This is a genomic window from Terrabacter sp. RAF57 (assembly GCF_052113925.1).
Lineage (GTDB): Bacteria > Actinomycetota > Actinomycetes > Actinomycetales > Dermatophilaceae > Terrabacter.
On sequence record NZ_JBFRDT010000009.1, the window covers coordinates 74,504 to 90,064 of the forward strand.

13 protein-coding genes and 1 tRNA gene are annotated in these 15,561 nt (G+C 72.5%); 8 read left to right on the forward strand and 6 right to left on the reverse strand.

The window, feature by feature from the left end; genetic code table 11:
• Positions 1–74: 74 nt before the first annotated feature.
• The 4 genes from AB4Y83_RS12340 to AB4Y83_RS12355 all read right to left on the reverse strand — a co-directional run bounded on the left by AB4Y83_RS12340 (position 75) and on the right by AB4Y83_RS12355 (position 4,193).
• Entirely contained in the window at positions 75–1,322 is a 1,248-nt protein-coding gene (locus AB4Y83_RS12340; RefSeq protein ID WP_442276915.1) for an NAD(P)/FAD-dependent oxidoreductase, read from the reverse strand.
• A gap of 168 nt (positions 1,323–1,490) precedes the next feature.
• On the reverse strand, positions 1,491–2,327 hold the full coding sequence (locus AB4Y83_RS12345; RefSeq protein ID WP_442276914.1) for a TspO/MBR family protein: 837 nt from the start codon (positions 2,325–2,327) through the stop codon (positions 1,491–1,493).
• A 72-nt stretch (positions 2,328–2,399) separates the two neighbouring features.
• On the reverse strand, positions 2,400–3,170 hold the full coding sequence (ddaH, locus tag AB4Y83_RS12350; protein WP_442276913.1) for a dimethylargininase: 771 nt from the start codon (positions 3,168–3,170) through the stop codon (positions 2,400–2,402).
• A 48-nt stretch (positions 3,171–3,218) separates the two neighbouring features.
• Complete coding sequence (locus AB4Y83_RS12355; RefSeq protein ID WP_442276912.1) at positions 3,219–4,193, reverse strand: LysR family transcriptional regulator; 975 nt, start codon at positions 4,191–4,193, stop codon at positions 3,219–3,221.
• Positions 4,194–4,378: 185 nt separating this feature from the next.
• On the opposite strand from AB4Y83_RS12355, the gene AB4Y83_RS12360 reads away from it, so the two are divergent.
• Positions 4,379–5,140 (forward strand): MerR family transcriptional regulator, encoded by a 762-nt coding sequence (locus tag AB4Y83_RS12360; RefSeq protein ID WP_442297056.1) that lies wholly within the window; start codon positions 4,379–4,381, stop codon positions 5,138–5,140.
• Between the two features lie 91 nt (positions 5,141–5,231).
• Here the strand turns inward: AB4Y83_RS12360 and AB4Y83_RS12365 are convergent, their stop codons facing one another.
• A complete protein-coding gene (locus tag AB4Y83_RS12365) occupies positions 5,232–5,714 on the reverse strand; it encodes a hypothetical protein (RefSeq protein WP_442276910.1) in 483 nt (160 codons plus the stop codon).
• A 192-nt stretch (positions 5,715–5,906) separates the two neighbouring features.
• On the opposite strand from AB4Y83_RS12365, the gene AB4Y83_RS12370 reads away from it, so the two are divergent.
• From AB4Y83_RS12370 to AB4Y83_RS12395, 6 genes are all read left to right on the forward strand, one after another.
• A complete protein-coding gene (locus AB4Y83_RS12370) occupies positions 5,907–6,941 on the forward strand; it encodes an aspartate-semialdehyde dehydrogenase (RefSeq protein WP_442276909.1) in 1,035 nt (344 codons plus the stop codon).
• A gap of 90 nt (positions 6,942–7,031) precedes the next feature.
• Positions 7,032–7,691, forward strand: coding sequence for a dTMP kinase (tmk, locus tag AB4Y83_RS12375; RefSeq protein ID WP_442276908.1), 660 nt, complete (start codon positions 7,032–7,034; stop codon positions 7,689–7,691).
• Complete coding sequence (locus tag AB4Y83_RS12380; RefSeq protein WP_056773724.1) at positions 7,688–8,848, forward strand: DNA polymerase III subunit delta'; 1,161 nt, start codon at positions 7,688–7,690, stop codon at positions 8,846–8,848. Before tmk ends, AB4Y83_RS12380 begins: the two co-directional genes overlap by 4 nt.
• 189 nt (positions 8,849–9,037) lie before the next feature.
• Complete coding sequence (locus AB4Y83_RS12385) at positions 9,038–10,591, forward strand: alpha/beta hydrolase (RefSeq protein ID WP_442276907.1); 1,554 nt, start codon at positions 9,038–9,040, stop codon at positions 10,589–10,591.
• A complete protein-coding gene (locus AB4Y83_RS12390; RefSeq protein ID WP_442297057.1) occupies positions 10,585–12,393 on the forward strand; it encodes an alpha/beta hydrolase in 1,809 nt (602 codons plus the stop codon). The genes AB4Y83_RS12385 and AB4Y83_RS12390 overlap by 7 nt, the downstream gene beginning before the upstream one ends.
• Positions 12,324–14,081 carry an alpha/beta hydrolase gene (locus AB4Y83_RS12395; RefSeq protein WP_442297058.1) on the forward strand — a complete coding sequence of 586 codons (1,758 nt, stop codon included), beginning with the start codon at positions 12,324–12,326 and terminating at the stop codon, positions 14,079–14,081. Before AB4Y83_RS12390 ends, AB4Y83_RS12395 begins: the two co-directional genes overlap by 70 nt.
• Before the next feature lie 85 nt (positions 14,082–14,166).
• On the opposite strand, the gene AB4Y83_RS12400 is transcribed toward AB4Y83_RS12395, so the two are convergent.
• Positions 14,167–15,093: an NADP-dependent oxidoreductase gene (locus AB4Y83_RS12400; RefSeq protein WP_442297081.1), complete on the reverse strand. Its 927-nt coding sequence runs from the start codon at positions 15,091–15,093 to the stop codon at positions 14,167–14,169.
• Between the two features lie 246 nt (positions 15,094–15,339).
• On the opposite strand from AB4Y83_RS12400, the gene AB4Y83_RS12405 reads away from it, so the two are divergent.
• Positions 15,340–15,413, forward strand: a tRNA-Thr gene (locus AB4Y83_RS12405).
• Positions 15,414–15,561: the final 148 nt, after the last annotated feature.

Sequence of the window (15,561 nt, forward strand, 5' to 3'; positions counted from 1 at the left end):
CCCTACTTCCGAGGACGTGCCGTGCCGGGATGCACCTGCGGCGAACTTTCTTCTCGCGGCGGGGGCGTGCCGTGTCAGAGGTGCGCGTTGACCGCCTCGGCGGCTCGCTGGCCCGAGACGAGCGCGCCCTGGATCGACGCGGTATCGCGGTGGTCGCCGCAGACGAAGACGCCGTCGCCGAGCGTGACCGGTGACCGCACCTCGAGCGGCGGTGTCATGGCGGGCAGCGCCGCGTCGACGCGGTGTCGTGTCACGACGCGCCAGTCCGTCGTGTCGCAGCCATAGATCTCGCCGACGTGGCGCAGGACGTCGGCCTCGGACGCGTCGCCGTCGGGACGGTCGAGCAGGCACGTCGCCTCGACGAGGTGCTTCGTCGGCGGGGCGTAGCTCGGGGCCGCGGCCGTCATGACAGCGGTGTTCCACACCGGGCCGGGTGGGACGGAGTCGCGGCGGCGTCCGTCGACGGCCACGAGCGGGAGGGAGTGGGGCGGCTCCGGCGCGTCGAACCACCACGTGACGAGGCCCTTGGTCGGCGGCTCGGGCAAGCTGGTGAGGGTGGCCGCGCCGATCGGGTCGGTCGCGACAACGGCGCTGCGGGCCCTCAGGCGCTGACCGTCGACCAGCACGTCCACGCCCCCGGGCACGGGTGTGATCGACTCGACGCGGCTGTTCAGCCGGACGCGGTCGCCGAGCGGCTTCGCGACCTGCTCGGGCAGGGCCTGCATGCCCGTCGCCGGGACGGCCGGGCGGCCCAGGGCGAACATCCGCACGAGCAGCTTCGTGAAGTTGGCCGACGAGCCGCCGTGGCTGTCGACGAGGACGCCGGCGAGGAAGGGATCGAGCACCTCTCGGCGCAGCCGACCCGTGACGCCGGCCTCGTCGAGAGACTCTGCCAGGGTCGAGTCCTTCTGGGCCAGAACGGTCTTCGGGTCGGCAATGACGCGAGCGGTCCACCGCGTGACGCCTGCCAGCTCGCGCGGGTGGAGGTAGCCGCTGCGCATCGTCTGGGCGAGCAGGCGTGGCTCTCGTATCGGGTCGGCGAGCACCTGGAGGCCGTTCGTCCGCCGCACCAGCACACCGGACCCGAAGGGCTTGAGGTCGAGCGTCGACACGTCGACCCACCGCCGCACCGCCGGGTAGGCGGGGTTGAGCACCTGGAAGCCCCGGTCGCACCGGAAGCCATCGATGACGTCGGTGCGGATGCGCCCGCCGACCCCGTCGCTCGACTCGAGGACGACGACCTCGTGACCGAGCTCGGTGAGCCGTCGCGCGCACCGCAGCCCTGCCAGCCCTGCACCGACGATGACGACGTCAGCGTCCACGAAAGGATCACCCCACTGCTCGAGTCCGGCCCCCGTCGCAGCGTAGACCTCACGGGTCGGTCGCGGGGTGGCTGCGAGGGCCGTATGCGAGTCGGGCACCCGGCCGGCTCGCGACGGGCCGCCGGACCGTCGCGACACGCCGTTCCGACGGCGCGGTGCCGAGGCCCGTCAGACCGTGCGCAGCCGTCGCGACGTCTGCGGCGTCGCCGGCCGTCGGGTGTGCCAGCGCCCGGCGGCGACGACGACGACCACGGCGGCGACGACCGCCGCGATGCCGGTCACGACGGAGCTGGGCTCGTCCCCGAGGCGGCCGACGGCGATCCAGGCGAGCCCCCAGGCCATCGCGGCGGCGACCGACCAGCGGCCACCGAGGCGACGGGCGAAGACGATGCCGAGTCCGGCCGCGACGGCCAGGACGACCACCGCGGCCGCCTGGTTGGCGGTGGCGCCGAGGTCCACGCCCGAGTCCACCAGTGCCGCAGTGATGTTGGCGCACGTCGCGACGGCGACCCAGCCGAGGTAGAGGCCGAACGTGCCGTCGAGGATGACCTGCTCCCACATCGACCTGGCGGGCTCACGGGTCAGGCGGCGCAGGAGGACGCCGAGGGTCAGCGCGAGCGCGACGATGACGACGACGCTCGCCCAGATCCAGCCCTGCTGCGTGACGAGGAGCCACGTCGCGTTGAGCACCATCGACGCGGCGGCGAGCCACCCGGTGCTGCGCACCCGCTCGCGAACGGCGTTGGCAGGCAGGGCCTGCCACACGGCATACGCGAGGAGGCCGAGGTAGATCGGGGTCCAGATCGAGAAGGCCGGGCCGGCGGGCGCGATGAGGGTCGCGGTCGCGGCCAGGGCTCCTCCCGAGGACTCCTCGACGCGCGTGCCGAGCACGCCGACGCCGACGAGCGTGCCGACCACGCAGAAGATCTCGGCGGCGATGACGGCCACGCGACGCACCTGGTCGCTGCTGGTCAGGGCGGCGGCCGGCGTGGTGGATCCGGGCATGTCGATCACCTCAGTCGCTCGGGAGATTGCTCATCCAGTTAGCGACCCTAACAGAGTGGCGCCGCCACGGGTCTATCCCCGCAGGCGCACCGACAGGCAGGTGACACAGCCCTCGAGCTTCTCGAACTCGGAGATGTCGACGGTCGTCACGTCGTGACCACGGGCGGCGAGCAGCTGCGCGCTGCGCGGCGCGGACGCGGACATGAGCACCGACATGCCACCGAGCAGCACGACGTGGGCGCCGGACTCCTCTGGCACAGCGAGGAACCGGGGCCACGTGCTCACGTCGTCGACGAGCGGTGGGTAGCCCAGGACGGTCCCGTCGGGCAGAGCCGTCACCGCCGACTTGAGGTGGAGGACCTTCGAGACGGGCACCGCCACCACCTCGACGCGATGGCCCTCCCACGCGCGCCGCAGCTGCTCGATGCCGGCGAGGTTCGTGCGGCCGCCGACACCGACCCACACGACGTGCCCGTGCTTGAGCACGTCCCCGCCGTCGAGGGTGCCGGGCTCCTCGACCTCGACGACCCGGTAGCCGTGTGCCTCGACGGCCTCGCGCACCCCTGCGCGCTCGCCGCGGCGTCCGGGTGCGCCGGAGCGGCACAGCACCGCGACGTCGCCGTGCACGACGACCTGGTCCTCGATGAAGACGCCGTCGGGGCAGTCGTCGACCGGCGGGGCCTCGACGACCGACCAGCCGCGACGGCGGAGCACGTCGACGTACTCCTGCCACTGCCGCAGGGCCAGCTCGCCGTCGACGGCTGCCGAGCGCTCGATGTGCGTCACGATCCCGTCCGCGAGACGAGGGGAGGGTCGACGGACGAGCGCGAGGCGACGGTGCACGCGCTCACTCTAGGGTCGCGGCGCTCACCGGTCAGAGGTCGCGGCCCGTCAGGGCGCGAGGATCGGCTTCTCGTCGGAGCGCGCCGTCGGCCACCAGCCCTGGGTCTGCGCCGTGTGGGTCAGCTGCTCCCGGTAGGCCGAGCCCGCCGCGCGCACGCACCGCTCGACGTCCTCGTCGTCGAGCGCCCCCACCCGCCAGCGGAGCAGGCGTCGGGCCGTGATGGGCTGGTCGCAGAGCGGCCGCAGCACCCCGCCCGGCGGCGCGGACGCCGTGGGCACGGCGAAGGACACGGCCCGGCCGGCGACGACCGCCGGCCACAACGGCCCGAGGTCGTGCGGTCCGTAGGACGAACGGAGGGTGACGCCGAGGCGGGCGAGCACGGTGCTCGTCGCCTCGGACCCGGGGTCGACCTCGGTCGGCGGCAGGATCCAGTCCTCGCCGGCGAGCTCCCTGATGTCGACGCACCGCTGGGCCGCCAGCGGGTGAGACGCCGACAGCGCGACGAGCAGCGGCTCACGCTCGACGATGACGCGCTCGCCGATCATCGACCGCGCCCGCTCCTCGCGCCGGTCGGCCACGAGCGCGATGACGACGGCGACGTCGACCCGGCCGTCGCTGATCGCGTCGGTCGTCGTCCCGCCGGACAGCGGTGGCACGGGCATCAACGGTCGCCGCATGTCCGTCGCGTAGGCGTGGCTGACGAACGACGTGAAGTAGCGCATCGAGTCCGACGTGAGGCGCAGCGGGGCGTCGCTCGCGCGGTGGGTGCGCACGTCCTCGCGCAGCGCCGCCACCTCGTCGAGGACGGTGCGAGCCCGCGACACGACGCGCTCGCCGATCGCGGTGCACGCGATCCCGTCTCCGCTCGGCCGGAACAGCGTGCAGCCGAGGGCGCGTTCGATGCGACCCACCTCGGACCCCAGGGTCGCCGCAGACACCCCGAGGGTGGCCGCGGCGGCAGGGATGCTGCCCTGCTGCGCGACCACCGCGACGACGCGCAGGTGACGGACCTCGAGCTCCACGTGTCGAGAGTAGGCCGCCTGCCCGACGGCGCCACCCGGGACGTCCGGCGCCTCCGGGCGCCTCGGCACCTCCCGGCGCCTCGGCACCTCCCGGCACTTCCCGCGCGCATGGGCGCTTCAATGGGGTTGACCCTCACGTCGCGTGAGGCGTCACGCTCGATCCCATGACCGGAAGGACGCAGGAGATGACCACCTGGACGGTGGGGCAGGTCGCCGAGCTCTTCGACGTGACGGTGCGCACGCTGCACCACTACGACGAGATCGGACTGCTCGTCCCGAGCGAGCGCTCGCGAACGGGCTATCGGCTCTACACCGACGAGGACCTCACTCGCCTGCAGCAGGTCGTGGTCTACCGACGGCTCGAGATGCCGCTCGACGAGATCGCGACCCTGCTGCGCGGCGGCGAGGACGCAGCCGACCACCTGCGCCGGCAGCGCGCCACCGTCATGACCCGGCTGGACGAGCTGCGCGAGCTCGTCTCGGCCATCGACCGAGCACTGGAGAGAGCGATGAACGACCAGCCCGCCACGACCGAGGACCTCAAGGAGCTCTTCGGCGACGGCTTCACGGACGAGTACGAGCAGGAGGCGCAGGACCGCTGGGGTGAGACCGACGCCTGGAAGCAGTCGCGGTCGCGCACCAAGCGCTACACGAAGGCGGACTGGGAGCAGGTCAAGCAGGAGGCCGACGCCGTCAACGCCGCCTTCGTCGCAGCCCTGCACTCGGGCGCGCCCGCGACGAGCGAGGCGGCCATGGACGCCGCCGAGCAGCACCGCCGACACATCCACGACCGCTTCTACGACCTCGACCACACCTTCCACATCGGGCTCGCCGACATGTACGTCGCCGACCCCCGCTTCACGAAGACGTACGAGGACCTCGCACCCGGGCTCGCGGCATACGTCCGCGACGCCATCCACGCCAACGCCGACCGCCACCGCGAGTGACGTCGGGGGCCCACCGGGCCGGGCGACCGCTGCGCCGCCCGGTCCGGTGTGCCCGATGTGCGCTGTGCCCGGTGGTGCGCGACGCACCCGCTCAGGCGCAGGACATGTGGTCGAACGAGACCGTCACGGTGCCGTTCGCGTTGAGCGTGGCCTGGGCGTTGTCGTGGAACTGCAGGTGGGACCCGTCCGTGCCCGTCGCGTTGACGTTGAACGTGCTGTGCTCGACGCCGTTGCGCAGGTTGTTCTCGTCGCCGAACCAATTGGCGAAGTGTCCCGTGTAGGTGATCTTCGACGGGTCGTCCGGCGTGAACGTGAACTTGCCCTCGGCCGTGCCCGTGAACCACGAGCCGGTCTTGTTGATGGTGCCGTGGAAGATCTGGTTCTCCACGGCGCTGACCGTGCCCGGGTCCCCGGTGCACGGATTCATGTCGTGGAACACGTCGACGACCGAGTGCTGGTTGTCGGTGAACGTGACGGCTCCCTGGCCGCCGGCACCGGCGGACACGGCACTGACGACGAGAAGCGGAGCGACGGCGGCCATCGCGCAGGTGGCCCGAATGCTGAGTCGGCTCATACGACTCTCCCTTGAAGATGTGTTCCTGTGGCGCCCGAGGAGGACTGTGGCCCCCTGGTCGAGGGTGCTCCCACTCCGCACGGCAGGTCGGTGGAACGGGAGAATCACAGCCACCTCCCAGCCCGCGCGGCCCAGGCGCCCACCAGTTGAACGCGGCCCGGTGCCGGTCGGCGGCCGCCGTAACCTTGGGCCATGCGAGTTGGTGTCTTCGGTGCAACGGGTCAGGTGGGTGGCGTCATGCGCGCCCTTCTCGAGGAGCGGGACTTCCCGGTCACGCAGGTGCGGTTCTTCGCGTCCGCGCGCTCGGCCGGCACGACGCTCCCGTTCAAGGGCGAGGACGTCACGGTCGAGGACTCGGCGACGGCCGACTTCGCCGGCATCGACATCGCCCTCTTCTCCAACGGCGGCGCCGCGAGCCGAGAGCTCGCGCCGAAGGTGGCCGCCGCCGGCGCGACCGTCGTCGACAACTCGAGCGCCTGGCGCAAGGACCCCGAGGTCCCGCTCGTCGTCTCCGAGGTCAACGCCGCTGACCTCGACGACATCCCCAAGGGCATCGTCGCCAACCCCAACTGCACGACGATGGCCGCGATGCCGGTCCTCAAGCCGCTCCACGACAGGGCGGGCCTCGTGCGCCTGCACGTCTCGAGCTACCAGGCCGTGAGCGGCTCCGGCGGCGTGGGCGTCCGGGAGCTCGACCGCCAGCTCAAGGGTGCGTATGCCGCGGGCGACCCCACCGGGCTCGCCCTCGACGGCCGCGCGGTGGCCGTCCCCGAGGCTCAGCTGTATGCCGTCCCGGTCGGCTTCAACGTCGTGCCCCTCGCGGGGTCCATCGTCGACGACGGCTCGCTCGAGACCGACGAGGAGCAGAAGCTGCGCAACGAGTCGCGCAAGATCCTGCACGCCCCCGACCTCCGGGTCTCGGGCACGTGCGTGCGCGTCCCCGTCTTCACGGGGCACAGCCTCGCGATCCACGCCGAGTTCGCCGAGGACATCTCGCCCGAGGAGGCGCTCGACCTGCTCAAGAACGCCCCGGGCGTCATCGTCACCGACGTGCCCAACCCGCTCGAGGCCGCCGGTCGTGACGAGGTCTTCGTCGGCCGCGTGCGCGCGGACCAGGCGGCGCCCGAGGGCAAGGGGCTCGTGCTCTTCGTCGTCGGCGACAACCTCCGCAAGGGCGCGGCCCTCAACGCCGTCCAGATCGCCGAGGCCCTGGTCGCGCGTCGCTGAGGCGTGGGCGCCGTCGTCACCCGCTTCCTCGGTGCCGGGGGAGAGCGGGGACGCGGGGCTGGTGTCCGGACGCTGGCATAGGGTCGGGGCGTGACGGAGAACCTCGCGGCTGCGACCCATCGACAGGGCACCGCTCCCGGGCTCTTCGTCTGTTTCGAGGGTGGCGACGGTGCGGGCAAGTCGACCCAGGTGCGCCTGCTCACCGAGGCGCTCGAGCTGCGAGGGCGCGAGGTGGTCGTGACCCGCCAGCCCGGAGGCACCCCGCTCGGCGAGCAGATCCGCGAGCTCGTGCTGCACGGCGACCACGTCGCGGCGCGCGCCGAGGCGCTCCTCTTCGCGGCCGACAAGGCCCACCACGTCGACCAGCTCATCAAGCCGGCGCTGGCGCGCGGTGCCGTCGTCATCACCGACCGCTACGTCGACAGCTCGATCACCTACCAGGGTGCCGGCCGCGAGCTCGGCCGCGACGAGATCACCGCCTTGCAGCACTGGGCCGTCGGCGGCCTGCTGCCCGACCTGACCATCGTCCTCGACGTCTCGCCCGAGGTGGGTCGCGCGCGTCGCGGCACCGTGCACGACCGCCTCGAGTCCGAGGCCGACGCCTTCCACGCCGCGGTCCGCCGGGGCTACCTCGAGCTCGCCGCGGCCGACCCCGAGCGCTACCTCGTCCTCGACGCGACCGAGTCGGTCGAGCGGCTCCACGCTGGCGTCGTCGACGGCGTCGACCGCGTCATGGCGGGTCGCCGATGACCGTCTGGGCCGACCTCGTCGGCCAGGAGCCGACGATCGAGACGCTCTCGCGTGCCGTCAGCGACGAGTCGGCGATGACGCACGCGTGGCTCTTCACAGGTCCGCCCGGCTCGGGCCGCTCGACCGCAGCCCGGGCCTTCGCCGCCGCCCTCCAGTGCCCCGACGGTGGCTGCGGTCAGTGTCGCGAGTGCCGCACGGCCCTCGACGGCAGCCACGCGGACGTCAAGGTCGTCGCCACCGAGGGCCTGTCGATCAAGGTCGCCGAGGCCCGGGCGCTCGTCCAGGAGGCCGCGCTGCGCCCGTCGGTCGGCCGCTGGCGCATCATCATCATCGAGGACGCCGACCGTCTCACCGCCTACACCGACGCCCCAGCCGACGCACTGCTCAAGGCCCTCGAGGAGCCGACGCCGCGCACGGTCTGGATGCTCTGCGCGCCGAGCCTCGAGGACGTCATCGTCACGATCCGCTCGCGGTCGCGACACGTCCGTCTGCGCACACCCCCGGTCGAGGCCGTCGCCGAGCTGCTCCAGCGACGCGACGGGGTCGATCCCGCCATGGCGTTGTATGCCGCCCGCGCCGCCCAGTCGCACGTCGGCCTCGCGCGTCGGCTGGCTCGCGACGAGCAGGCCCGCATCCGCCGTCGTGACGTCATCGCCATGGCCACGAAGATCCTCGGTGTCGGTGACGCCATCGGTGCGGCTGCCGACCTCGCCCAGATCGCCGACGAGGAGTCGACCGCCTCGAGCGCCGAGCGCGACGCCGCCGAGCGCGCACACCTCATGGAGACACTCGGCGCCGACCCGACGGCGCGCACCCAGCCGCCCCACATCCGCTCGCAGGTCGCCGCGCTCGAGCGCGAGCAGAAGACCCGCGCCACCCGGTCGGCCCGCGACGTCGTCGACCGGGCCCTCATCGACCTCACCTCGATCTACCGCGACGCGCTCGTGCTGCGCCTGCGCTCCGACGTCGACCTCGTCAACCCCGACGCCGTCGACAAGGTGCGCGCGCTCGCCGGCGTCTTCGGCCCCGAGCAGCTGCTCGCCGCCATGGACGCCATCAACGAGGCCCGCGACCGCATCAACGCCAACGTGTCGCCGCTGCTCGCGCTCGAGGCGATGGCCCTGCAGCTCCGGGTCCCGCGCGACCTCGGCATCTGACCCACTCTCGCGCGGCGGCGGTGTGAGGTTCCCCATGCGTGACCGGGGAGCGCCCGGCGGGCCCGCGAGCCGCCCCGTGCGCTAGCCCGCGCGGCCGACGGTCCGGGCGACACGGCACACGGCCTCGATGCGGTCACGACCTGTCGTCCGTGGCGGCCGCCTACAGGTCGACCGGTTACGGTTTCGGGCATGACGACACGCCCTGCCGCCATCTCCCGCGCCCTCACCGCCACCGTGGCGACGCTGGCGCTGGTGCTGGCTGCTACGGCCTGCACGACGAGCGAGCCACCGGTCGGGCCCACCTCGAAGACCGGTCTCCCGCCTGCCACGGCGGCGCCGAGCGCGGCGCTCGCCTCCTACTACACCCAGAAGCTCGACTGGAAGAAGTGCGGCGACCTCGAGTGCGCCGACCTGCGGGTCCCGCTCGACCACGCGGCCCCGGACCCGTCCAAGGACCTGACGATCAAGGTCGCCCGGGTCAAGGCCCGCGACCAGGGGAAGCGCCTGGGCTCGCTGCTCGTCAACCCCGGCGGCCCGGGCGCGTCGGGGATCGACTACGTACGCGGTGGAGCCGAGACGATCGGCGGCCCCGAGGTGCGCCGCTACTACGACCTCGTCGGCTTCGACCCGCGCGGCGTCGCGAGCTCCGACCCGATCGACTGCCTCGACGACAAGGCCCTCGACCGCTTCCTCGCAGCCGACCCGACACCCGACGACGCCACCGAGGAGCAGGCGCTGCTCACGCAGGCCAAGGCCATGGCCGACGGCTGCCAGAAGGACAACCCCGACCTCGTCAAGCACCTCTCGACCGCCGACGCTGCCCGCGACATGGACATCCTCAGGGCCGCGGTCGGGGACACCCAGCTGAACTATCTCGGCAAGTCCTACGGCACGTTCCTCGGCTCGACGTATGCCGACCTCTTCCCGCAGCGCGTCGGCCGCGTCGTCCTCGACGGCGTCGTGCCGCCCGACCTGACGAGCGCCGAGCTCGGCGAGGGCCAGGCTCGCGGCTTCCAGATCGCGACGCAGGCCTACGTCGAGGACTGCGTCACCGAGGACTGCCCCCTCGGCTCGACCCCGGAGGCCGCACTCAAGGGCCTCGACGACTTCTTCCGCCAGGTCGACCGCCAGCCCCTGCCGACCGGCGACCCCAGCGCCCCCTTGCTCACCGAGGGCTGGGCCCGTCTCGGCGTCGCCGTCGCGCTCTACGACCAGGGCTCGTGGGGCTTCCTCACCGACGCGCTCCGGGAGGCCAAGTCCGGCAACGGCCAGTCCCTCATGCAGCTGGCCGACGCCTATGCAGGCCGACGTCCGGGTGGCGGCTACGACGGCAACCTCATGGAGTCGATCTACGCCGTCAACTGCCTCGACCGACCGGACAGCCCCGACGTGTCCGCCTACGAGACCTACGCCAAGGACTTCTCGGCCAAGGCGCCGACGTGGGGTGCCAACCTCGCGTGGGGCGCCCTGCCGTGCGGCGTGTGGCCGGTGAAGTCCGCCGTCGGCCCGCACACGGTGGCGGCCCCCGGCAGCGACCCGATCGTCGTCGTCGGGACGACGCGCGACCCCGCCACGATCTACGAGTGGTCCAAGCGGCTGCGTGACCAGCTCGACAACGCCGTGCTCGTGTCCTACGACGGCGACGGCCACACCGCCTACGGTCGGAGCAACACGTGCGTCGACAGCGCCATCGACGCCTACTACGTGCAGGGGCGCGTGCCCAAGGACGGACTCAAGTGCTGAACGAGGACCCGCGTCCCGACGACCTTCCGGACGCACCGACGGGGTATGCGGCCCTGCCGCCCGCCTACCCGGCACCCGCGCCGGGTGCCCGGAGCGGTGACGCGGGCGGGCCCGGCGGGTCCGGCGGGTCCTGGGGATCCGGGGGGGCCTGGGGCTCTGGGGGCTCCGGGACGGGCCGGCCGCGCCGGTCGTCGGTGCGACCGGTGCTCGCGGCCGTCGCCGTGGTGGCCGTCGTCGCAGCCCTGGCCCTCGCCGTCTGGCGCATCGGCAACCCGCCGACCGTCGCCCAGCCCCGGGTCACGGCACCGGCGTCGGGCTCGCCGGCACCGAGCGCCACGGACCCGGCGCCCGCGACGCCGGCGCCGAACGGCACCGTCACGGCGGACTACCCGGCCGCACTCGCGCCCTTCTACACCCAGCAGCTCGGCTGGTCGCCGTGCGCGGACAACGCCAAGCACGAGTGCGCCACGATGGAGGTGCCCGTCGACTACGCCAAGCCGACCGGCGACCGCTTCACCCTCGCGCTGCGCAAGGCCCCGGCGACGCAGCCGTCCAAGCGCCTCGGCTCGCTCGTCATCAACCCCGGGGGGCCCGGCGGCTCCGGGGTGGAGTACGCCCAGTACTCGTCGTTCGTCTTCTCTCCCGGGGTGCGAGCGGCATACGACATCGTCGGCTTCGACCCGCGGGGGATCGGGGCATCGAGCCCCGTGCGGTGCCTGAGCAACTCCGACATGGACCTCCTCTTCAGCGCCGACCCGACACCCGACTCGGCGGCCGAGCGTTCGACGCTGCTCGCCGACGTCGACGGGGTGACGAAGCGCTGCGCGGCGCGCGGGGGCGCCAGGGCGATGCACATGAGCACGACCGAGGTGGCCCGCGACATGGACGTCATGCGGGTGCTCCTCGGCGACGAGAAGCTCAACTTCTTCGGCGGCTCCTACGGCACGTTCCTCGGCGCGATCTACGCCGACACGTTCCCGAAGAAGGTCGGCCGGATGGTGCTCGACTCGGCGATGTCGCCGAACCAGACCGAGCAGCAGGAGATGACCTACGACATCCAGGGCTTCGAGTCCTCGATCGACGCCTTCATCGACTGGTGCGTCGCCCGGCCCGACTGCGCACTCGGCAGCGACAAGGCCGCCGCCCGCCAGAAGATCGTCGACCTGCTCGACAGCGTCGAGAAGAACGGCCTGACGACGACCAAGCCGGGTCTGCCCCGGATCGGCGAGGGCTGGGTCGGCTTCGCCATCTTCATGTGCCTCTACTCAGACCAGTCCTGGCCGACGCTCGACAAGGGGCTCGCGCAGGCGTTCACCGGCAAGGGCGACATCCTCCTCGCCAAGGGCATGTCGGTCGTGGAGCGCGGCATCACGGGCGACTACGCGCCGAGCACCTACCTGCAGGCGATGATCCCGGTGCGGTGTGCCGACTGGCCGCGGTCGACGGCCGACCCCACCCTGGTGGCGGAGCAGAAGAAGGCGAAGGCCGCGCACCCGCTGTGGGCCCGGATGACCGGTGAGCTCTACGACAACTGCCGCACGTGGCCGACGGCTGGGCGCACTCCCGAGGGAGCGACGCTCGCGGCCGGCGCCGACCCGATCCTCGTCATCGGCAACGAGCGTGACCCCGCGACGCCCATCGGTGGCACGAAGCAGCTCGCCAAGGACCTCGCCTCGGGCATTCTGCTCACGTCGGACCACGACGGGCACGGCACCTACTACGCTGGCAACTCGTGCGTGGACTCCGCCGTGGACGGGTACCTGCTCAGGGGAACGGCGCCGGCCGACGGCACGACCTGCTGAGCCGACTGCTCGCGCCCCTCGTCTCCGTCGCGGTCCTCGCGACACTCGTTCTGCTCGCCGCGAGCCCGGCCCACGGGCCGGGTGAGACGGTGCCCGGTGGCGCGGTCGCCGCCGGCTCGCCGGCCTCCCCGGAGCCAGGGTGGTCGGGCACGGATTCGCGCCGGCCGGCCGGGGCGGACGGCGACGCGTCGCCGCGTGACACGGTCGAGCTCGGGACACCGACGTCGAAGCCCGCCCAGGGTCTCGACGTCTTCTACGACCAGACGATCAGCTGGCGCCCCTGCGACGTCACGGGTGACGGCCGGGGCTCAGCTGACGACCGCTGCGGCACGGTGCGCGTCCCCGTCGACTACCTCGCCCCTCGCGGTGAGACGGTCGAGATCGCCCTGCGCAAGGTTCCGGCCGGCAACCCCGAGGCACGCAAGGGCACGCTCTTCATCAACCCTGGTGGTCCCGGCGCCTCCGGCCTCGAGTTCGCGATGGAGGCCCGGGACTTCTTCTCCGACGACGTCCGCGAGGTCTGGGACGTCGTCGGCTTCGACCCGCGCGGCATCGGCGAGTCGGGCGGCTTCGCCTGCCTGCGCAGCAAGGACCTCGACGCGATGTACGCCGCCGACCCCACCCCGGACACCCAGGCCGAGAAGGCGGCCGCCGCGTCGTCACGGACCGCTCGGCTCCAGGGCTGCCTGGCCCGAGGCGGTGCGCTCGCCCGCAACATGGGCTCCGAGCAGGTGGCCCGCGACCTCGACGTCATGCGCGATGCCGTCGGCGACGTCCATCTCAACTACTACGGCATCAGCTACGGCACGCTCATCGGGGCGCTCTACGGCGCCCAGTTCCCCGACCGGATCGGGCTCATGGTCATCGACTCGGCCGTCTCGCCCGACTACGTCGCGGCGGACTCGGCGTCGCAGGACGACGTCGACGGTTGGGCCGAGGAGGAGGCCGCGACGGTGGAGGACGGGCTCGACGCCTTCCTGGAGGACTGCGTCGACCAGGGTGACTGTGCTCTCGGTGACGACGTCGACACGGCACGCACCCGGCTCCTCGCCTTCCTCGACCGGCTCGAAAACAAGCCGCTCCCGAGCGACGCGCAGGGCATCCCGCGCCTCACCGAGGGCTGGGCCGTGACGGCCGTCAACTCGGTGCTCCTCTATCCGGACTCGTGGGAGGACGTCGAGGATGCGCTCCACGGGGCGCTCGAGGACGGTGACGGCACCGACCTCGTGTGGGCCGCGATGGACACGGTCATGCGCGACGACGACGGGTCGTACGTCGGTGGCTACGAGGCGAGCCACCTGCCGATCCACTGCGCGGACTGGCCGCTCGACGCGACGTCGCAGATGGAGCCGAGTGCCTCCGTCCTCGACGAGCACCCGGTCTACGCGCACCTCCACGGCGTGGCGACGGACTCCTGCGCGGGTTGGGTGGGCACCCAGCGCACCAACCTCATCCTCACCGTGGACGCCACCTCGCCGGTCCTCGTCCTCGCCAACGAGCGCGACCTGACGACCCCTCCAGACGGCACGCGGGAGATGGGTCACGGCATCTTCGGGTCGCGCCTCGTGCTCGTCGACGCGGACGGCCACGGGGTCTACGCCAACGGCAACGACTGCGCCGACGGGATCGTCGACGACTACCTCGTGCGGGGGCTCGCGCCGCGCAACGGCGAGCTCTGCGACGCCTGACGCCGCAGGGCCCAGACCACACGTCGAGGGCACTCTCCGACGCGGAGAGTGCCCCTCGACGTCATGATGGCGTGTGCCGGCTCGATCAGTCGGTCGAGACCCGGACCACGATCTTGCCGGCGGTGTGCCCCTCCTGGTTGAGCCGGAAGGCGTCCGCCAGCTCCTCGAGCGGGAAGGTCTGCGCGACCGGCACCGTCAGCGTGCCTCCCTCGAAGAGCGCGGTCAGGCGGGCCAGCTCGGCGCCGTCCGGTCGCACCCAGACGTAGTGGCCGTCGGCCTCGGCGACCGACCCGTCGGCGATCGAGGCATGGCGTCCACGGTCGGCGATCACGGCCGTCGTCACGTCGAGCACGTCGCCCACGAAGTCCGCGACGGCGTCCACGCCGTCGGGAGCCAGCGCGCGGACGCGCTCGACCAGGCCGTCGCCGTAGGTCACCGGCTCGGCACCGAGCTCGCGCAGGCGGTCGTGGTTGCGCTCCGACGCCGTCCCGATGACGCGGGCGCCGAGCGACCGGGCGATCTGCACCGCGAGCGAGCCGACGCCACCCGCCGCGGCGTGCACGAGCACGGTGTCGCCCTCGCCGACCTCGAGGCGCGTCAGCAGGCGCAGGGCGGTGAGGCCTGCGAGCGGCAGGCCGGCCGCCTCGTCCCACGACATCGTCGCGGGCTTGGCGGCGACGGCGCGCACCGGCACGCTGACGAGCTCGGCGAAGGTGCCGCCGTGGACGTAGTCCTTGCGGGCGTAGGCCAGCACCTCGTCGCCGGGCGAGAACTCGGGGGTGTCGAAGCCGACGGCCTCGACGACCCCGGACACGTCCCAGCCGGGGACGACGGGGAACCGCACGTCCATGACGGCGTCGAGGCCGCCCGACATGAGCTTCCAGTCGACGGGGTTGACCGACGCCGACCGCACTCGCACGAGCACCTCTCCGGGCCCGACCTTGGGGCGCGGCTGCTCGGTGAGGGCGAGCACCTCGGGTCCGCCGTAGGTGTCGTAGGTCATGGCGCGCATGGTCGGGTTCGTGGCGTTCGACTCGGTCATCGTGGTCCTTTCTGGGGGAGTGGCCGGTGGGGTTCCGCGGTCTCCTGAGGTCAAGGCCGAGGGGTCGGCGCGGCATTCCCAAGGGTCGCGACCGGCTCGGGCGCGGCCGGTGGCGACGTGCCGAAGGCCTCCTCGGGACACGATTTTTCTCCGGCAGGGGTCGTGCGTATACTCAACCTCCGTGTCCGGTCGCGCTCGCCGCGCCCCTCACGACCAGCCGCTTTAGCTCAGTCGGCCAGAGCGATTCACTCGTAATGAATAGGTCATCGGTTCGATTCCGATAAGCGGCTCGGCTCGAGGCCCCGTCACCTGCGTTCGTCGCAGGAGGCGGGGCCTTCTCCGTGCCCCGACACGCGACGGCGCCGGGCCCCATGGCACGCGGGACGGCATACTCCCGGGAATGACGAAGGAGCCCACCTGCGCGCGCAGGACGGGCTC

Coding starts and splice junctions, on each gene's coding strand:
- AB4Y83_RS12400 (WP_442297081.1), bottom strand. CDS start 15,093: ATGCGCGCCATGACCTACGACACCTACGGCGGACCCGAGGTGCTCGCC.
- AB4Y83_RS12385 (WP_442276907.1), top strand. CDS start 9,038: ATGACGACACGCCCTGCCGCCATCTCCCGCGCCCTCACCGCCACCGTG.
- AB4Y83_RS12360 (WP_442297056.1), top strand. CDS start 4,379: ATGACCACCTGGACGGTGGGGCAGGTCGCCGAGCTCTTCGACGTGACG.
- AB4Y83_RS12380 (WP_056773724.1), top strand. CDS start 7,688: ATGACCGTCTGGGCCGACCTCGTCGGCCAGGAGCCGACGATCGAGACG.
- AB4Y83_RS12370 (WP_442276909.1), top strand. CDS start 5,907: ATGCGAGTTGGTGTCTTCGGTGCAACGGGTCAGGTGGGTGGCGTCATG.
- AB4Y83_RS12345 (WP_442276914.1), bottom strand. CDS start 2,327: ATGCCCGGATCCACCACGCCGGCCGCCGCCCTGACCAGCAGCGACCAG.
- AB4Y83_RS12365 (WP_442276910.1), bottom strand. CDS start 5,714: ATGAGCCGACTCAGCATTCGGGCCACCTGCGCGATGGCCGCCGTCGCT.